At 66.3% G+C, this 17,331-nt stretch carries 20 protein-coding genes; 16 read left to right on the top strand and 4 right to left on the bottom strand.

The features are described 5' to 3' along the window. Positions 1-8: 8 nt before the first annotated feature. From Mrose_RS12250 to Mrose_RS12190, 13 genes are all read left to right on the top strand, one after another. Positions 9-1,283: a lactate racemase domain-containing protein gene (locus Mrose_RS12250; RefSeq protein ID WP_119278644.1), complete on the top strand. Its 1,275-nt coding sequence runs from the start codon at positions 9-11 to the stop codon at positions 1,281-1,283. Next, positions 1,280-1,693 (top strand): phosphoribosyltransferase, encoded by a 414-nt coding sequence (locus tag Mrose_RS12245; protein ID WP_119278642.1) that lies wholly within the window; start codon positions 1,280-1,282, stop codon positions 1,691-1,693. Before Mrose_RS12250 ends, Mrose_RS12245 begins: the two co-directional genes overlap by 4 nt. Positions 1,694-1,752: 59 nt before the next feature. Beyond that, entirely contained in the window at positions 1,753-2,268 is a 516-nt protein-coding gene (locus Mrose_RS12240; RefSeq protein ID WP_220452322.1) for a gluconokinase, read from the top strand. Positions 2,269-2,630: 362 nt separating this feature from the next. Next, on the top strand, positions 2,631-3,668 hold the full coding sequence (locus Mrose_RS12235) for a LacI family DNA-binding transcriptional regulator (RefSeq protein ID WP_119278639.1): 1,038 nt from the start codon (positions 2,631-2,633) through the stop codon (positions 3,666-3,668). After that, positions 3,665-4,618, top strand: coding sequence for an ABC transporter permease (locus tag Mrose_RS12230; RefSeq protein WP_245969878.1), 954 nt, complete (start codon positions 3,665-3,667; stop codon positions 4,616-4,618). Before Mrose_RS12235 ends, Mrose_RS12230 begins: the two co-directional genes overlap by 4 nt. A 9-nt stretch (positions 4,619-4,627) precedes the next feature. Next, positions 4,628-5,497 (top strand): carbohydrate ABC transporter permease, encoded by an 870-nt coding sequence (locus tag Mrose_RS12225; protein ID WP_119278637.1) that lies wholly within the window; start codon positions 4,628-4,630, stop codon positions 5,495-5,497. Positions 5,498-5,506: 9 nt separating this feature from the next. Continuing rightward, positions 5,507-7,051, top strand: a complete 1,545-nt coding sequence (locus Mrose_RS12220) for an extracellular solute-binding protein (RefSeq protein WP_119278635.1) — start codon at positions 5,507-5,509, stop codon at positions 7,049-7,051. 63 nt (positions 7,052-7,114) lie between these two features. After that, entirely contained in the window at positions 7,115-7,912 is a 798-nt protein-coding gene (gene iolB, locus Mrose_RS12215) for a 5-deoxy-glucuronate isomerase (RefSeq protein WP_119278633.1), read from the top strand. Between the two features lie 88 nt (positions 7,913-8,000). After that, positions 8,001-8,750 carry a 2-dehydro-3-deoxy-D-gluconate 5-dehydrogenase KduD gene (gene kduD, locus Mrose_RS12210; protein WP_119278631.1) on the top strand — a complete coding sequence of 250 codons (750 nt, stop codon included), beginning with the start codon at positions 8,001-8,003 and terminating at the stop codon, positions 8,748-8,750. 7 nt (positions 8,751-8,757) lie between these two features. Next, entirely contained in the window at positions 8,758-9,399 is a 642-nt protein-coding gene (locus Mrose_RS12205; protein ID WP_119278629.1) for a bifunctional 4-hydroxy-2-oxoglutarate aldolase/2-dehydro-3-deoxy-phosphogluconate aldolase, read from the top strand. Beyond that, positions 9,396-10,334, top strand: coding sequence for a sugar kinase (locus Mrose_RS12200; RefSeq protein ID WP_119278627.1), 939 nt, complete (start codon positions 9,396-9,398; stop codon positions 10,332-10,334). The genes Mrose_RS12205 and Mrose_RS12200 overlap by 4 nt, the downstream gene beginning before the upstream one ends. Positions 10,335-10,343: 9 nt before the next feature. Then, positions 10,344-10,679, top strand: a complete 336-nt coding sequence (locus tag Mrose_RS12195; protein WP_119278625.1) for a cupin domain-containing protein — start codon at positions 10,344-10,346, stop codon at positions 10,677-10,679. Between the two features lie 9 nt (positions 10,680-10,688). Further along, entirely contained in the window at positions 10,689-11,825 is a 1,137-nt protein-coding gene (locus Mrose_RS12190) for an oligogalacturonate lyase family protein (RefSeq protein ID WP_119278623.1), read from the top strand. 101 nt (positions 11,826-11,926) lie between these two features. On the opposite strand, the gene Mrose_RS12185 is transcribed toward Mrose_RS12190, so the two are convergent. Together Mrose_RS12185 and Mrose_RS18895 are read right to left on the bottom strand one after the other, a co-directional pair. Further along, positions 11,927-12,106 (bottom strand): PIN domain-containing protein, encoded by a 180-nt coding sequence (locus Mrose_RS12185; RefSeq protein WP_182482792.1) that lies wholly within the window; start codon positions 12,104-12,106, stop codon positions 11,927-11,929. Beyond that, positions 12,088-12,240, bottom strand: coding sequence for a hypothetical protein (locus tag Mrose_RS18895; RefSeq protein WP_182482788.1), 153 nt, complete (start codon positions 12,238-12,240; stop codon positions 12,088-12,090). Before Mrose_RS18895 ends, Mrose_RS12185 begins: the two co-directional genes overlap by 19 nt. Positions 12,241-12,321: 81 nt before the next feature. Between Mrose_RS18895 and Mrose_RS12180 the strand changes: the two genes are divergently transcribed. Next, positions 12,322-13,623, top strand: coding sequence for a hypothetical protein (locus Mrose_RS12180; protein WP_119278621.1), 1,302 nt, complete (start codon positions 12,322-12,324; stop codon positions 13,621-13,623). A gap of 424 nt (positions 13,624-14,047) precedes the next feature. On the opposite strand, the gene Mrose_RS12175 is transcribed toward Mrose_RS12180, so the two are convergent. Continuing rightward, entirely contained in the window at positions 14,048-14,497 is a 450-nt protein-coding gene (locus Mrose_RS12175; RefSeq protein ID WP_119278620.1) for a hypothetical protein, read from the bottom strand. Positions 14,498-14,509: 12 nt separating this feature from the next. Continuing rightward, on the bottom strand, positions 14,510-16,489 hold the full coding sequence (locus Mrose_RS12170; protein WP_182482787.1) for a carboxypeptidase regulatory-like domain-containing protein: 1,980 nt from the start codon (positions 16,487-16,489) through the stop codon (positions 14,510-14,512). A gap of 213 nt (positions 16,490-16,702) precedes the next feature. Here Mrose_RS12170 and Mrose_RS12165 point away from each other — a divergent pair, with 213 nt between their 5' ends. Together Mrose_RS12165 and Mrose_RS12160 are read left to right on the top strand one after the other, a co-directional pair. Beyond that, a complete protein-coding gene (locus Mrose_RS12165) occupies positions 16,703-16,981 on the top strand; it encodes a hypothetical protein (protein WP_119278616.1) in 279 nt (92 codons plus the stop codon). 6 nt (positions 16,982-16,987) lie between these two features. Further along, positions 16,988-17,221 (top strand): hypothetical protein, encoded by a 234-nt coding sequence (locus Mrose_RS12160; protein ID WP_119278614.1) that lies wholly within the window; start codon positions 16,988-16,990, stop codon positions 17,219-17,221. Positions 17,222-17,331 lie beyond the last annotated feature (110 nt).

Below are 17,331 nucleotides of genomic sequence, written 5' to 3'. Positions count from 1 at the left end.
GAGCACCCATGCCCTCTCCCCTCCTTTCCCAGGCCCAAGCTCCCACCGCCGAGTTGCTCACCCTCGAGCAGATTCGAGCCACCCTACAGCCCCTGCAGGGCCGCTTTGCCGGCCAAAAGGTGCTGGTGCTGATCCCCGACCACACCCGCACCCTGCCACTGCCGCAGCTGTTCCGCATCCTGGTGGAGGTCTTGGACGACGTGGGCCGCCTGGATTTCATGGTAGCGCTGGGTACCCATCCGCCGCTGAACGAGGCCCAACTCTTGAAGCTGGTGGGCCTCAGCGCCGAAGAACGACACACCACCTTCCGCCACATTGGCCTCTTCAACCACGCCTGGCAAGACCCCGATGCGCTGGCAACCGTTGGGGTGGTTTCCCAAGCCAGGGTCAAGGAAATCGCCGGCGAGCGCTGGCACCCCACCCTGGGCGGGGACGTGCAGGTGCGGCTGAATAAAGCGGCGCTCGAGGCCGACCAGCTCCTCATCCTGGGCCCCACCTTCCCCCACGAGGTGGTGGGTTTTTCCGGCGGGGCCAAGTACCTCTTCCCCGGCATCAGCGGCCCCGAGATGATCAACGTGACCCACTGGCTGGGGGCCCTGGCCACCGTGCGCGGCACCATCGGTCTCAAGGACACCCCGGTGCGGGCCCTGATCCACGAGGCGGCCCGCCTGGTTCCTACCCCCATCACCCTGGTGGCCTTGGTGGTGCAAGGTAGCGGGCTGGCGGGGGTATTTGTGGGCGACCCTATCTCGGCCTGGAGCGCGGCGGCGGACCTCTCGAGCACCCGCCACATCGTCTGGGTGGACAAGCCCTTCCAGCGCATTCTTTCCTGCGCCCCACCCATGTACGACGAACTCTGGACCGCAGGCAAGGCCATGTACAAACTCGACCCGGCCCTGGCCGATGGCGGGGAGCTGATCATTTACGCCCCGCACCTCGACACGGTGAGCCTCGTCCACGGCAAGTACATCTACGAAATCGGCTACCACACCGTCCCCTATTTCCTGAACCAGTGGGAGCGCTTTAAGCACGTGCCCCTGGGGGTACTGGCCCACAGCACCCACGTGCGGGGCAGCGGCACCTGGGTGAATGGGCAAGAGCATCCCAGGGTCAGGGTCACCCTGGCCAGCCGCATCGGCCCCGAGGACTGCGCCCAGCTGAACCTGGGCTACCTTGACCCGGACACCCTAAATCCTGAAGACTTCGCCAACCGCGAGGACGAGGGCATTTTGCTGGTACGCAAGGCGGGCGAGACGCTGTACCGGGTCAAGGAGGGGGCATGAGCACGGCCAAGGTGAGGCTGGAGTTCCACGCCATCAGCGCTCGGTTGCGGGAGATGCCACTGCCCGAGGTGGACGTGGTGGTGGGGATTGCTCGAGGGGGCATCGTACCCGCCGCGATGGCGGCCCACCAACTGGGCGTGCCGCTGGTGCTGCTCCAGATCAACTACCGCGACGATGACAACAAGCCGCGCCGGGCCGCGCCGGAGCTGCTGGGGCCCCTCAGCTTCGACCCCGTGGGCAAGCGGGTGCTGCTGGTAGACGATGTAAGCGTGACCGGGGCCACCTTTAGCAAGGCCAGGGAAATTTTGTTCGGTGCAAGCATCACTACCCTAGCCTGCAAGGGCAGGGCTGACCTGGTGCTGTTTCCCGAGATAAGGACATGCGTAGACTGGCCCTGGAGGGTGGACTGACATCCTGCCCGCCCCCTGCCGAGGCGGAGCGGAACCGGGGCATCCACGAAAGGAGTTCTGTGAAGACTCGGGTTATCATCGTGATGGGGGTCTCAGGGTCGGGCAAGACCACCTTTGGAACCGCCCTGGCTAGAGCACTGGGCTGGACGTTCGCGGACGCGGACGACTATCACCCCCAGTCCAACCGCGACAAAATGGCTCGCGGCCAGCCCCTCACGGATGCCGACCGCGAACCCTGGCTGTTGCGCTTGCGGGCCTTGATCGAGCAGCATCTGGAGGAGAATAAGCCGCTGGTGCTGGCCTGCTCGGCGCTCAGGGAGAGCTACCGGGCCATTTTGAGCGAGGGCCTGGAGGGCATCCGGTTTGCTTTCCTGCACGGAGACCCCAAGCTCATTGCCGAGCGGATGCAACAGCGCGAGCACTTCATGCCGGTAAGCCTCTTGCAGAGCCAGCTCGAGACCCTCGAGCCTCCCCAAAACGCCATCCCAATAGACATCGGAAATCCGCTTCAGGACAACCTGCAAAAAGTGCTACAACACCTCCACCAGCAAGAGGAATGCGGACATACAACGTAGAAGGAGATGGGGCACTGCACGTAGCGCAAGAAGGCCGCGTCCCTCAAGCAGAGCACGTCCACCCCGGTAGTCAGCAGGTCCACGCCCCTCAACAAGCTGGCCGCCGGAAGGCGGTGCTCTTCCCCATGCCTGAAGACAGGGGTCTCCGCGCCGCCGCCCACTGAGACGGGGGTGCGGGGACTCCGCTGGACCAGCGCGTGCCAGGCGCGTAGGGCGGACGGAAGGGCAGCCCGCAAGCTCACGTCGTGCCTGGCCCGCTCAGCAACCTCAGAGGTTGAGGTATTGACAGGCGGCGGCGCAGGCATTAGGTTATGGGTTAACGTTAACTCTAAAAAGATATCCGATGAGGATGAGCTACTAACATGTCTGATGATAAGGTTACCCTAGCCCACGTCGCCCGCCTCGCCGGCGTTTCCATGATCACCGTGTCCAAGGTGCTCAACAACAAGGGACGCATCTCGGAGGCGACGCGGGCGCGGGTCCTCCAGGCGGCCAACCAGCTTGGCTACGTGGCCAACTCGGCAGCCCGCAGCCTGCGAGGGCGCCCCACCCAGATCCTGGGCATGGTCATACCCGAGTTGGTGAGCCCCTACTTCGCCGAGGTGGCGCGGGCCGCCGCGGATTCCGCCAGCCAGATGGGCTACGACCTGGCCGTCTTCACCACCTCGCGCGACCCCGAGCGCGAGCGCGAGCGGGTGGGCACCCTGTTGGGGGGCCTGGCCGATGGGCTGGTGTTCGTGGTCCCCATCGGCGCGGCGGGCTTTCTGGCCACCCTCGAGCGCAGCCGCTCCCCGGTGGTCTTGGTCAATCACTTCGGCGCTCCCACCCACCTGCCGGTGGTGCGCGCCGACAGCTTCGAGGGCTCTCTGGCCGCCGTGCGGCACCTGATCGCCCTGGGCCACCGGCGCATCGGCTTCGTGAGCGGCGCTGCCCACTCCAGCCAGGCCGCCGAGCGCTTGCGGGCCTACCGGGAGTGCATGATGGCCGCCGGGCTGTGGGACGAGCAGCTGGTGCGGCCAGGGGACTTCACCCAGGGGCGGGGCGTGGAGGCGGGGCACGAGTTGCTGAGCCTCGAGAACCCGCCCACGGCCATCTTCGCAGCCAGCGACCTCACGGCCTTCGGGGTCATCGCCGCCGCGCGCTCCCGCGGCCTGCGGGTGCCCGAGGACCTCTCGGTGGTGGGTTTCGACGACATCCCTGCCGCCGCCCATTCCCACCCCGGCCTGACCACCGTGGCCCACCCCATCCCGGCGATGGCCCGGGCCGCCGTGGAGCTCATCGCCCGCGCGATGGCCGGAGAAAAGGTCCGGGACGTGCTCATAGAGTTCCCCAGCGAGCTGGTGGTCCGGGACTCCAGCGCCCCTCCCCCAGCGCCGGGCGACCGGAGGAAAAGCCCATGAATCCCGCCTACCCCAGCAAGCCCGCTCCCCAGTGGCGTCAGAGCCTAAAGCACCTCGCCCGCTCGGTCTGGCGTCACCGGGTGCTCTACCTCATGCTTCTGCCCGGCCTGCTCTACTTCCTCATCTTCCGCTACTGGCCGCTGTGGAACGCCCAGATCGCCTTCCGGGACTTCCAGCCCACCCTGGGCGTGTGGGGCAGCCCGTGGGTGGGGCTGCAGCACTTCCTCGAGTTCTTCAACTCCTATTACTTCAGCCAGCTCCTCGTCAACACCCTCGTCATCAGCGTGGCCAAGATCGCCCTGGGCATCCCCCCCGCGATCTTGCTGGCCATCGCCCTGCACGAGACCAGCCGCCGCTTTCTCTCGCGCGCGGTTCAGACGATGAGCTACCTGCCGCACTTCCTGTCGTGGGTCATCGTCTACGGCATCCTGCTGGCCATGCTTTCCCCCAGCGAAGGACTGATCAACAGTGGCTTGCGGGCGCTGGGGCTCGAGCCGGTGCCCTTCCTGACCTCTACCGCCACCTTCCAGCCCGTGGTGGTGCTCTCGGAGGTCTGGAAGGAGACGGGGTGGAGCGCGATCTTGTTCCTGGCCGCCCTGCTGTCGATCAATCCCGCCCTCTACGAGGCCGCCGCCATCGACGGGGCCTCCCGCTGGCAGCAGGTGCGCCATATCTCCCTCCCCGGCATCGTGGACGTGTTGGTGCTGGTGGTGCTGCTGAAGATCGGCAGCATCCTCGACGCAGGCTTCCACCAGATCTTCGTGCTGTACTCGCTGCCGGTCTACAGCGTGGGGGACATCATCGACACCTGGGTATACCGGCAGGGCATCCAGAATTTCCAGTTCAGCCTGGCCACGGCGGTGGGCCTGTTCAAAGGAGTCATCGGCCTGGTGCTGATCGTCGTCGCCAACCGCCTGGCACGGCGCTTCGTGGGCACCGGGTTGTACTAAGAGGAAGCCATGGCCAAAAAAGCGATGTCCCGCAGTGACCGCCTCTTCGAATGGGGGATCGACGCGTTCTTGGTGGGGGTGCTGGTGGTGACCCTGGTGCCCATGTGGTACGTGGCGATGGTCTCGCTGCTGCCTTTCGGCAAGAGCCCCAGCCTGCTCCTGCCGCCGTGGGAGTGGTCCTTTGCGGCCTATGCCCAGCTCATCTTCCAGCCGACCATCTGGCGGGCCGCGCTCAACAGCCTGCTGCTGACCTTCGGCGGGGTGCTCATCAGCCTGACGCTCACCGTCCTGGCCGCCTATCCCCTCTCCAGGCGGGAGCTGCCCGGCAGGGGCTTCATCGTGGGCCTGATCCTCTTCACCTTCTTGTTCAACGCCGGGTTGATCCCCACCTTCTTGGTGGTCAAGGACCTGGGGCTGCTCAACACTTACTGGTCGGTGCTGCTCAACGGGGCGGTGAGCGTCTACAACCTGCTGGTGATGAAGACCTTCTTCCAGAGCCTGCCGGAGAGCCTCGAGGAGGCCGCCCGTATCGACGGGGCCAACGACTGGCAGGTCCTGCGGCACGTCGTGCTGCCACTCTCGCGGCCCATCCTCCTGACCATCGGGCTGTTTTATGGTGTGGCCAACTGGAACAACTTCTTCGAGCCCATCCTCTTCCTCTCCGACCGCAGCCTCATGCCCCTGCCGGTGGTGCTGCGCGACATCCTCACGGGCCTCAACGTGGCGGAGTACGTCGAGGGCGGGGCGGCCCAGGCTGCCCCGGCGGAGGCTTTGAAGATGGCGGCTGTCGTCCTGATCACGCTGCCCATGCTCCTGGTGTACCCCTGGATCCAGCGCTATTTCACCAAGGGCGTGCTCATCGGCAGCGTGAAGGAATAGGAGGTATCTATGCGTATCGGCTTCAGGCTCTTGTTTTCCCTGGCGCTTTGCGGCGGTCTGGCTGCTTCGGGGGCGCAGGCTCAAGGAAACGTCACCGACCTCAGCATAGCCCTGTATGCGGCTAACCCCGAAGCTCCCGCGCCTCCGGCCAACTGGGAGGTTTACCGCATCGTGCGGGAGAAGCTGGGGATCAACCTCAAGTTCACCATGCTGCCCACCGGAGCCGACGGCGACAACCGCCTGGGCGCGCTGGCGGCGGCCAACGACCTGCCCGACCTCTTCGAGGTGCGCAGCCTCGCCCTCTTCGATCGCCTGGTGCAGCAAGGCCAGCTCGCCCCGGTGAACAGCCTTCTCTCCCAGATGCCCAAGCGCAGCGCCGAACGCTACAGCGACGCCAGGCGCAACCTTTTGGTCACCACCAACGGCCAGATCTACGGCTTTCAGGAACCCGTGACCCTGAGCCGCCAGTACGGCATCTGGGTGCGCAAGGACTGGCTCGAGAAGCTGGGGCTCAAAGCCCCCACCACCCTCGAGGAGTTCTTCGAGGTCGCCAAAGCTTTCACCGAGCGCGACCCTGACGGCAACGGACGCAACGACACCTACGGCTTCGCCGGGGTGATCGACTTCGACACCGCCGGCATCCTGCCGGGCCTGGGCCTGGGCAACCACTTCCAGTGGGTCTACGGCGCTTACGGCGTGGCGGGCACCTGGAACTACAACCCCAAGGCCTTCGCCGCCAACGTGCGCGAAGCCAACTTCCGCAAGGCCACCGAGTACATCCGGCGGCTGGTCGAGGCCAGGGTCATCGACCCGGACTGGGCCACCATGCGCCGGGCCGACCTGCGCACCCGCTGGCAGCAGGGCCGCTACGGAATGTTCTTCGAGAGCGTGGGCGGCTTGCAGGCGGGCTTGCAGAACTTCCACGCCAACAACCCCAACGCCGAGTTGCTCCTGCTGCCCCCGCCCAAGGGCCCCGAAGGCAAGAGCTCCATGGGCACCTACTCCTCGGCGGGGTGGCTCTATGCGGTCTCCAAGCGGGCCATGGACACGGGCAAGGGTACGGCCATCGCGCGCTTCCTCGAGTGGGCCCATAGCGGCGAGGGCTACTTCCTGCTGGGTTGGGGTCGCTACAAGACCGACTACACACTGCCCAACAACGTGCCCACCATCAACACCCAAATCCCCATCAGCGTGCGCGGGAGCTACACCCAGATGCGCTGGCTGGCCTTCAACGGCAACCCCCTGGAGATGCGGGGTCGCTACCCCGAGATCACCGTCGGCGGGCGCAAGTACGTGATGCACCAGCTCATGGCCCAGGCCCAGCGCCAGGGCAACTGGATCGACCGCACGGGCGACCTCGTCGTCAAGGCTGCCACCAACCAGGCCGACATCGAGCGTTACGTGTCGGAAAACCTGGTGCAATTCGCCCTGGGCCAGCGGCCCATCAACGACTCGAGCTGGAACCAATTCCTGAGTGGCCTGCGCAACGTCCGCTTCGAGCAGTACGAGGCGGCGGCGGAGAAGGTGCTGAAGGAAAGCGGATATTTGAAGTGAACTCGAGGGGCAGGCCCGGCCTCGAGCGAGGAAGCCCTGCCCCTTCCCAACGCAAGGAGCCTGATGCGATACTTCCACACCATTCCCCAAGGTCCGGGCTTCCAGCCCCTGGCTGACGAAGCCTGCAAGCTGCTGGCCTTCGCCAAGCTGAACCTCGAGGCCGGCCAGAGCTACGAGGGCCAGACCGGCGAGCGCGAGGTGCTGCTGGTAGCGCTCTCTGGCAGCGCCGAGGTCGAGGTGGGCCCTCGGGTGTTCACGCGGGTGGGGGGAAGGCCCAGCGTGTTCGCCGGCAACCCCCACAGCGTCTACCTGCCCAGGGGCCACCGCTACACGGTGCGGGCCCACACCCGCTTCGAGGCGGCCCTGCCCTCAGCGCCCAGCGATCTCGACACCGATCCCTACGAAATCCGCCCGGAGCAGGTGAACACCGGCAAGTGGGGGACCCTCAACTTCACCCGCAACTTCCGCGAGATCCTCGTCGAGCCCGACGGGCGCCCGGCCAGCCGCCTGATCGTGGGCGAGACCATCACCCCCAGCGGAAACTGGAGCACCTATCCCCCTCACAAGCACGAAGTCGCGCAGGGGAGCGAGGTCTTCCACGAGGAGATGTACTACTTCCGCATCTCCTCCCCAGAAGGCTGGGGACTCACCCGCCACTACAGCCCCGAGCGCGGCTACGACCAGACCTACGTAGTGAAGGACGAAACCCTGCTGTCCATCCCCCACGGCTACCACACCTACGCCAGCGCTCCCGGCTACACCGGCTACTACCTGTGGTTCCTCGCCGGCGACGGGCGGCGGCAGGGCGTGCGCTTCGACCCCGACCTGGCCTGGGTGCAGAAGACGGTGGGGATGGTCTAGGGTTACCCCCTGGAGCCGGTGTGGATCCGTCGGCCAGTGGACGAATGCGGTCACCCGTCAGCGGGGCAAAGGGAGGATTTGGGTGGAAATGTTTTCGATCAAAGGCCAGGTGGCCCTGGTCACCGGCGGAGCCGTGGGCATCGGGCAGGCCATCGCCATCGGCCTGGCCAGGGCCGGGGCCGACGTGGCCATCGTCGCCCCCAGTGCCGACGTACACCAGACCCAGCAGGCAGTGGAGGCGGCCGGGCGACGCTTTCACGCCGTGCGCGCGGACTTGATGAAGCCGGAGTCGGCGGCACGGGTGGTCGGTGAGGTCGAAGCCGCCCTGGGGCCCGTGGACATCCTGGTCAACAACGCGGGCATCATCCGGCGGGAGTGGGCCGAGAGCTTCAGCGAAACCGACTGGCAGGAGGTGCTCGAGCTCAACCTCAACGCGGTGTGGCGCATGTCCCAGACCGTGGGGCGGGGAATGCTGGAGCGCGGGAGGGGCAAGATCATCAACATCGCCTCGCTCCTGTCCTTTCAAGGAGGCATCCGGGTACCCTCGTACACCGCAGCCAAGCACGCGGTGGCCGGCCTCACCAAGGCTCTGGCCAACGAGTGGGCGGCCAAAGGGCTCAACGTCAACGCCATCGCGCCGGGCTACATCGCCACCGACAATACCGCGGCTTTGCGGGCCGACCCCGAGCGCTCGAGGCAGATCCTCGAGCGCATCCCTGCGGGTCGCTGGGGCGAGCCGGCGGACCTGGTGGGCGCGGCGGTGTTCCTGGCTTCGCCAGCCTCCGACTACGTCAACGGTCACATCCTGGTGGTGGACGGGGGCTGGATGGCCCGCTAGGAGGGAGATGAGCGTTCAGGACTTCAGTCGCGTGCTGGCCCAGGTTCGGGTGGTGGGGGTGCTGCGGGCCCCATCGGTCCCCGGTGCGGTGGAGGCCGCGCTGGCGGCGGCTCGAGGCGGCCTGCGGGCCATCGAACTCACCTTCACTACCCCAGGGGTGCTCGAGGCCATGCGCGAGTTGCGCGAGCAACTGCCCGAGGGCGTGCTGCTGGGTGCGGGCACGGTGATGAACGCGCAGCAGGGGCGCTCAGCGCTCGAGGCGGGCGCGGGGTTCCTGGTCAGCCCCCACCTGGGCGAGGATTTGCTGGAACTCGCGCGCGAAGCGGGCGTGCCCTACGTGCCGGGCGTGCTCACCCCCACCGAGGTCACGCGGGCGAAGGGCCTGGGGGCCGGCGCGATCAAACTCTTCCCCGTCGGCTCGTGCGGGGGCGTGGGCTACCTCAAGGACCTGCTGGGGCCTTTCCCCAACCTCCAGGTCCTGGCCACGGGCGGCATCAGGCCCGCCGAGGTTCCGGCCTACCTGCAGGCCGGGGCCCTGGCGGTAGGACTGGGTTCCAACCTCTTCCCCAGGGGCGCGCTCGAGGGCGGCGACTGGGCTGCCATCGAAGTCGCTACCCGCCGGGCGCTGGAAGAAGCAGGGGTGGCATGAAGGCGCTGGACCTGATCGGCGTGGGCGAGTGCATGGTGGAGTTCTTCGCCGAGGAGCCCCTGGCCCAGGCCCGCACCTTCACCCGCGCCTTCGGCGGGGACGTGCTCAACGCCCTCGTGGCCGCGGCCCGGCTGGGCTCGAGCACCGGTTTCGTCACCCGCGTGGGCGACGACCCCTTTGGCCCCGGACTGCTGGCGGCCTGGCGCGCCGAGGGCATCGATACCCGCTGCGCGCCGCTGGTGCGGGGGGAGAACGGGGTCTACTTCATCAGCCTGAAAGAGCACGGTGAGCGCGAGTTCACCTACCGGCGCGCGGGCAGCGCCGCCTCCCGTCTCGCTCCCGAGGACCTCGAGCCCGAGTACCTGGCTTCAGCCCGCATGGTGCTGCTGTCGGGCATCACCCAGGCCATCTCGCCCTCGGCCCAGGCCGCCACGCTCCAGGCCGCCCAGCTAGCCCGCTCGAGTGGCACCCTGGTAGCCTACGACCCTAACTACCGCCCGGCCCTGTGGGCCGAGCGCGGCGGGCTGGAAGTTGCCCGGCGGGCCTTCGTGGAACTCGCGCCCTACGTGGACGTGCTCCTGCCGAGCTTCCCCGCCGACCTGGCCCTGCTGGGCCTGGAGCACCTCGACCCTCCCGCGGCTCTGCAAGCCCTGGGCCGACACGTCCCAAGAAGCGGGCTCAAGGCCGGGTCCGAGGGGGCCTGGCTGGGTTGGGAGGGACGGCTGCTGCACGTCCCTGCGGCCTCTCCCCGGCACATCCGCGACACCACGGGCGCGGGGGATGCCTGGAACGGGGCCTTCCTGCACGGCCTCTTGCAGGAGCAGGAGCCTTTCGACGCCGCCGTCCAGGCCAACCGCCTGGCCGCGGCCAAGCTGGCCTATAGGGGGGCCATAGCGCCCAAACCCTGGCCGCTGGACACACACAGCGTCGTTTGAGGAGTTTGCATGCAGCTCAACGGTGAATGGGAAACGGCTGGACCAGGCGTCGAGCGTCGCCTGGTGGCTTTAGGCAAGCGCATGATGGCGGTGCGGGTCCGCTTCGCCAAGGATGCGGTCGGTGCCCTGCACGCGCACCCCCACGAGCAACTGACCCAGGTCCTCAGCGGGCGCTTTCGCTTCTGGGTGGGGGGGGAGGTGCTCGAGGTCGCCGCCGGCGACAGCCTGTGCATTCCCGGCGGCCTCGAGCACGGCACCCAGGCGCTGGAGGCGGGTGAACTGCTGGACATCTTCTCTCCCCTGCGCGAGGACCTGCTCGACGGCCCCACGGCCAGCCCGGAGTAAGGAGGCCAGATGCGACAGTTCCGCGACCCCCGAACCGGCCGGCTCATCACCCAGCTCACCGACCGGGGCAACAACGTCCACCTCTACTTCACCGAGAACTCCTTCGACCTCTCCCGCCCCGAGATCATCTTCCGCTCGGATCGAGCCTCCAAGCACGAGCGCGCGCCGCACGAGAACCCGCACTACAACCTCTTCCGCCTGAACTACCACACCGGCGAGATCACCCAGCTCACCGACGAGGACCACCCCGTCGGCAGCGTCACCAAGACCCCGGATGGCGAGCTCATCGCCTACCTCACGGCGGGAAAGGTCAAGCTCCTGGACACCCGCACGGGCAGGATCAGCGTGCTTTACGAGGACGAGGGGGGCTACAACCTCTACTCCCCCTCGATCAGCCCCAACCGCCGCTACGTGGGCTTCGCCCGCAACGAGCGGGTGCGGGCTGTCAACACCAACGTCAACTATGGGGGCTTCAAGGAGAGTTTCTACCAGATCAAAGACGGACGCATCACCCTCGCCCGCACGGACGGCTCGGGCTACTTCGACGCCTACTGCGACACCCACTGGCTGGGGCACTTCCAGTTCTCCCCGGACGATCCTACCCTGGCCATGTTCTGCCACGAGGGCCCCTGGAACCTGGTGACCCAGCGCATCTGGCTGCTCGACCTGGTAGCCCGGCGGGTTCGACCCATCTTCCGGCAGGACGAGCAGGACTCGGTGGGCCACGAATTCTGGACCCGCGACGGGCTGATCTTCTTCGACAACCGCGGCCCCGGCCACGACGGCACCATCACCTCCGAGGGCACCCAGGCAGTGGTGAAAGAGCCTGCCCCCAGCGAATTTCGCCCTTATGTCGGCTTCGTCGACCGCGACGGACGGCTGGTGCGCCGGGTGGAAATGCCCTACTACTGCAACCACTACCACGCCAACCCTTCCAACACCCTCCTGGTAGGCGACGACGCCGAGTGCCTGGTGCTCATCGACATCTCCACCGAGCAGGCGAGCCTCGAGGTACTCTGCCAGCACGGCACCTCCTGGCACACCCAGGCCAGCCACTGCCACCCCACCTGGAGCTGGGACGGCAAACGCATCCTCTACGCCTCCGACCAGGGTGGGCGGGTCAATCTGTACCTGCTCGAACTCTGAGCGCGATCCACGACCCCGCACATGGGCACTTGCCCCGCGAGCAGGGCGCCCAGACGGTTCTTGGCCCCCCAGGATGTATCTGCCAGTACAACCTGACGAGTTCAGGGTTTCCCGGTTGAAAAGTTCCTCCAGGGCCTGAGCCGCCTCTGCCCGTATTTCCCCGCTTCGGCCTCCCGGAAGACCTCGAGGGCTTTCTGGGCCAGCTCAGGGGGTTCACCGGTCAGAAGGCGCAGGACGAGGCTGGTATCCAGCCAGAAGCGCCCTACTTCTCCCGCGCCCACGCGCCCTCCCGCACTCGCCGCTCTTCCGCTTCGCCGGGAAAGGGAACCTCGCTCTTGAGGCGGCCCCGCAGGGCCTCGAGGGGTACCTTGCGCCGGGGTTTGAGCAGCACCTCTGCGCCCCGGATTTCAAACACCTTCGTGTGCTACCTCATAACGCCAGCGATAGCCATCCCGGCTCCGGCCGGGGACCTTCCGATTCTTCTTGCGACCCCTTTTTGCGGGGCCTGGCTTTCGTGCGCCCGGCCCTGCGCGAGCGGGCCTTGCGGGGTCGGCTCGAGACGCATTCTTCGCCGCGTAGCGGGGTGGAGCACGCCGAGCGTCAAGCCCGCGAGGCCGAGCGGAGGAAGGCGCTCCGCTCCCAGGCGCGGCTCCTCGCGCTCACCGAGGCCCAGCGCCAGAGCCCCAAGCGCGACCAGGCGCAGGCCCTCCAGGCGGAGGCCTACCAGCTCCTCTCCCTGGGCAGCCCGCTCAGGGGCTACTCCCGACTCAAGCAGGCCGGCACCCTGCTCCAAGGCCTGCCCGAGGCCGACCCCAGCGGCCCGACTTCCCTCGAGCCCTTCCTCGACGCCGTGCTGGCCCGCATGGGCCACGCCCCGAGGGGGCATGACCTCGAGGTGGCCCGCACCCTGCTGCACCTGGCCATGGAGGTGGGCCTGCACCGGGCCTACCACCCCGCCACCGGCGAGGTGGTCTTCCACCTGCCCCAGGGGGCGCTGGCCCTGGCGCTGTGGCCCGAGGTCAAGCCGGAAACCGGCCGCAAGCGGGTGCAGCGGGCCCTGGCCCGGCTCTCCGAGGCCGGCCTGCTGGCCTTCGCCCCCCGCGTGGGCAACGCCCGCGACCGCCAGACCGGGAAGCCGCTGGGCTGGAAGGACGGCACGGTCTTCCGGGTGCGCCTGAGCCCCGGCCGGGCCCGCCCCCTCACCCGTGAGGAGCTGGCCCACCCCTGGCGCGACCTCGAGGCCGACACCCGCCGAGGCCGCACCCTCCTCAAGGTCCGCAGGGGTCAGCAGAACCCGGAGGTGTCCCAATCACTTAAACACCCAGAGGGTGTTCCACCTGCTGAACTGCTTAAAGACTGGGCGTTACCCCCAGCAGTCTTGCCACAAACCCCGTTATCTGATTGGGACACCCCGGCCTCCCGGTGTACGGGCTCGCCCCGTCCCGAGAGGGGATCGTCCGTCTCCCGCCGCGCCGCCGCCCGCAACGCCCTCCAGGACGTGAAGCTCTGCGCCCGCGAGGAGCGCCGGGCCTTCGTGGGGGAGGCCGGCACCGCCCTGGCCCGGCTGCTCTCCGACGGGCAGAGTGCCGGCCTCTACCGCGCCCTGCTGTGGGGGGCCCTGCGCCGGCTCGACCGGGGGGAGGACCGCTTCGAGGCGCTGTGGAACGCCCTGGACCGGGTGCTGACCGACCTCGAGGAGGGCTTCGCCAGGAAGCCGGGGGCCCTGCTGGTGGCCCGGCTGCGGGAGGGCGGGCTGTGGGCCGAGCTGGTGGAGGGGGCGCCGTACCGGGTGGCCTGAAAAGGGGGCTCGGTTCGCTGAGAATACCTAGGCTCGCTAGAGGCTGGTAGGGAGGCAACCCAAACGAAGGCAGGCGGTTATGTTTAGGGCATGAAGCGCAGGCCGTACCCCTCGGACGTGAGCGATAAGGAGTGGAGTTTCGTGATGCCGTACTAGCCCTGCTGCCCTTGGATACAGCCCAGCGGAGGTACGATCTACGGGAGGTGTCGGGCGCCTTGCGCTGGGTGGCGAGGACGGGGCGCGGTGGGATTAGCGAGCAGGCGAGGCGCTGGATGCGGCGGGGGGTGTTCGAGGACCTGGTGCATGACCTGCGGGTAATGTTGAGACGGTTGGGTGGGCGAAACGAGCAGCCCAGTGCGGCGATCTACTCCCGCACAAAACACCAACATAGCCCGCGTGTAGGGGTGGGAACCGCGAACCGTGATCAATCCGCCACCAAAGCCGCGACCTGGCGAGCCCAGCCCTCCAGCACCGGCAGAGGCCCCGATAACCCACTCCGGGCGCGAAGCCACCCCCAGACGAACAGACCCGTGACCAGCAGCAGGTAGACGCCGACCAGGACCGAGTAGGGCTGGACGGGCAGCGTTCCCGGGGGCAGGGGTCGGCCTTGCGGCTGGAGCAGACCCGCAAGGAAAGCTACTACGGGCTCCGCGACGGCCGTGACAGCTATGAGGGCGGCAATCTGCAGCAGCTGTACCAGCAGAGCCGTCCTCCCCCTCAGCAGGGCGGCCAGCTGCAGGGCCAGCACCGCCAGCGCGAGGCTGGCGGGCATGGTCTGGGCATTGATCCACTGAGGCACTACGTAGAGGCCGATGGCGCTTGCCCAACACGAAGCAGTTAGTCGGCGGTCTTTATCGGTCGCTGGTTCATCCATGTTGAGCCTCCGCTATTGACAGCCACCCGGGGGCATGCCCGGGACATAGGTTGATTCATATGTTATGGAAATGAAGGCGGCGTCTACAGCATCGGACACACTGCCCTTAAAGGTCCAGCTGATCGGTTCCTGACCGAACACCGAGAAGAAGCGGGTGGTCTGCTGACCTGGGAGCAGAACAACAGTTTCCTCCTGCTTCCCTTCCGTCGAGTACTGGGCGGTGAAGTCAAGAGACACCGGGAGTGGGTTCATGTTCTTGAACGTCACCCAGACTCCCTGGCCAAGCTGCGTAGGCGGCAGCACGTACTCCTGCCGGGTAGGGTAAATGAAAGCGTCGCTGGCGTAGTAGTTGCGCTTGTTCTTATCGATCACCCTAACGTTACGGATTGCCAGGCCGGAGTCGACGAGTGAGTCCCCCACGTCCCATACTACCGCCGTGAGGGTGACGGCTTTACCCGGGACTCCCAAGGGCTTGGCCGCGAAGGGGGTCACGTCGGCCGAAAAGCTGATTTCAGGCGCCGACGCGTTAAAGCCGGCTGCACTGCCCATGCTCCAGGAAGAGCCGTTGAGGTTCCCCTGGCTCAAAATCTGTGTACCAACAGGGGTGGCAAGGTAGACGATAAAGCTGTCGTTGTACCTGGAGCCATACCATTGGGGATACTCGTCCGAGAGGAACTGCACACTGCCCACCAGGGTATCGGAGCCAACGGCCGGGACGAAGCTCTGGCTGATAAAACCCGCCGAGCGGTCGTTGTAGCGGGTGGTGACCAGTCCATAGAACGGGGAGCCACAACTGCTGCTCAAGGACGCGCTTTGGCTTTTCAACGAACTCCCCGGGCTCCCCTGGGACTGACCGCTTGGCAAAACCTGGACGCGTCCCTCGTATTCCCAGCCGCTGAGTGTGCCGCTCGAGAAGTCGCCGTTCGTGAGCCCATCGTTAACCCGGGCCGGCTCCTTAACAAGGAGAGTGAGGGTCTGGGAGGGTGTGCTGGCCGTCAGGAAGGACGCCAGGTTGCCGGAAGCTGCGGTAGCGGGATCGAAAGCGATGGCGATCAGCGAACCCTGCAAAGGGAGCCCGGTGAAGCGGAAGCTGCCGGTACTGTCAGCAATCGTTGAGGCTACAAAGCCTGTCTCGGCAAAAGCAACCGTCACCGTGGCATTCGGTACGGCTGCGTTCTGTGCGTTTAACACCCTGCCGGAGAGGGTGCCGTCGCCTTTTGGAGCAACCACCAGGAGTGCGTTGGCCCGCGGAGCGGTATCGAGCACGCCTCCGGTGATGGAGGCGTACATCAGCCCGTCCGCGGTTACAGCCTCCAGTAGGAAGTGGCCCTCGCTCGGCAACGCTTCGAGGTTGATCGAGAAAAGGCCTTGCCCGCTTGTTGTGCTGCTATGGCTTACCCCCGTGCCGGCGAAGGTCATCCGAACTGTGGCACCCTCGACGAACCTGCCTTGCGGATCAACAACCGCGCCAGATATGCCGGGCATGGAATCTGACTCTATGGTTACCACCACCGAACTGCCAGGCTGGCTTCGTAGCTGCACCACCAGGAGATTATCCGCACTGAGTTCAACCTCTTTTACTATTTTGTCCGTCTGCTTGCTGAAATCGCTCGGGTCCAGGATTCGCTCGCCGTTCAGCTCGATCACTGCACTGCTTACACGTCCCCAGCGACCTTCTCCGTTCTGGACAGTGATGGTATAGGTCCCAGGGGTAGCCGTGAAGCGTTCGACAACATCCTGAGGTCTTCCGGTTTGCCGCACATAAGTGCGCGGGCCGAAGACCACGGTCTTGGCAACCCACTCGATGCGGGAGTTCAATCTCGAAGCTGCGGCAGAGGCTGTGGTATGCGCTGGTAGCTTGCCCTCCGCAGGCTTGCCCCTTGAGGCGAGCACCTCTGGGGGGAGCGTCTGGTTTTTGGCTTCTTCAAGCGGCGCACTGCACGAAACCAACAGCATAACCGCCGTCACGGCGCATAAGATCCATCTGGTCATTTTAAATTTCCTCCACGCTTGGATTATAGATATACATTTTCTTCGGTTGAGCATTTACTTAGTATATATCTGAGTTTTTGTGGAAACGTAGTCAGAAAAATAGATGAGGCACGGGATTAATTAAACTAACAGACAGGGTGCTGCACTCGTCTGCACGACGGTAACGGATTGCGTTCCTAGAAGTACGTACACCTCTGCCCCCAGGCAGGGGGCGTGGCGGAGCGCACCCCCGGCGCCTTCCTCGCCCGTTATGGCCTCAACGAGCTGCGGCCCGAGCGGCGCCTGATGTACCGGGTGGTCAGGCGGCGCCTCCCCTCACTCCAGGACGAGGTCCAAGACCCCCTGGAGTTCCATGTGCTGCGGCTGCTCCAGGCCTACGCCCTCGAGGTGCTGCCGGCGGGGGAGCGAGAGCCTGAGCGGGTGAGCCGCCCGGTCTTGGGGGTCCTGGGGCAGACCGATCTGTTCCCCACGCGTGATACCCTTGAGGCTTAGAGCGGGATGCAGGTACGGGTCGAGGGTCCCGACCGCTGGCGGCTGTTCAAGGGCCGAAAGCTCTGGGGTGAGTTCACCGACGGACAAGCCTACGAGACCGCTTTCCTGCTGAGCCGTATGGCGGAGCCGATCCACACCGTGGAGGAGGACACCCTGGGGCGGCAACGCAGTGACGGCATGGGCTGGTTAGCCGACGCGAGGGAGGACTCGCCGAGGGTGACTTATACCAACCTTAGATAGATAGTCATCCATTGGGGATCCACCTGAACCCCGCCACCCCCCGGATGACCTCGGGGTGCTCCTGGAGATAGACACAGCGCTCTACCAGACGCTCTTGCAAAGCCTCCAAG

Source organism: Calidithermus roseus, assembly GCF_003574095.1.
Classification (GTDB): Bacteria; Deinococcota; Deinococci; order Deinococcales; family Thermaceae; genus Calidithermus; species Calidithermus roseus.
Note: the sequence above shows the minus strand (reverse complement) of the source record. Positions and strands in the feature narration are given on the sequence as shown.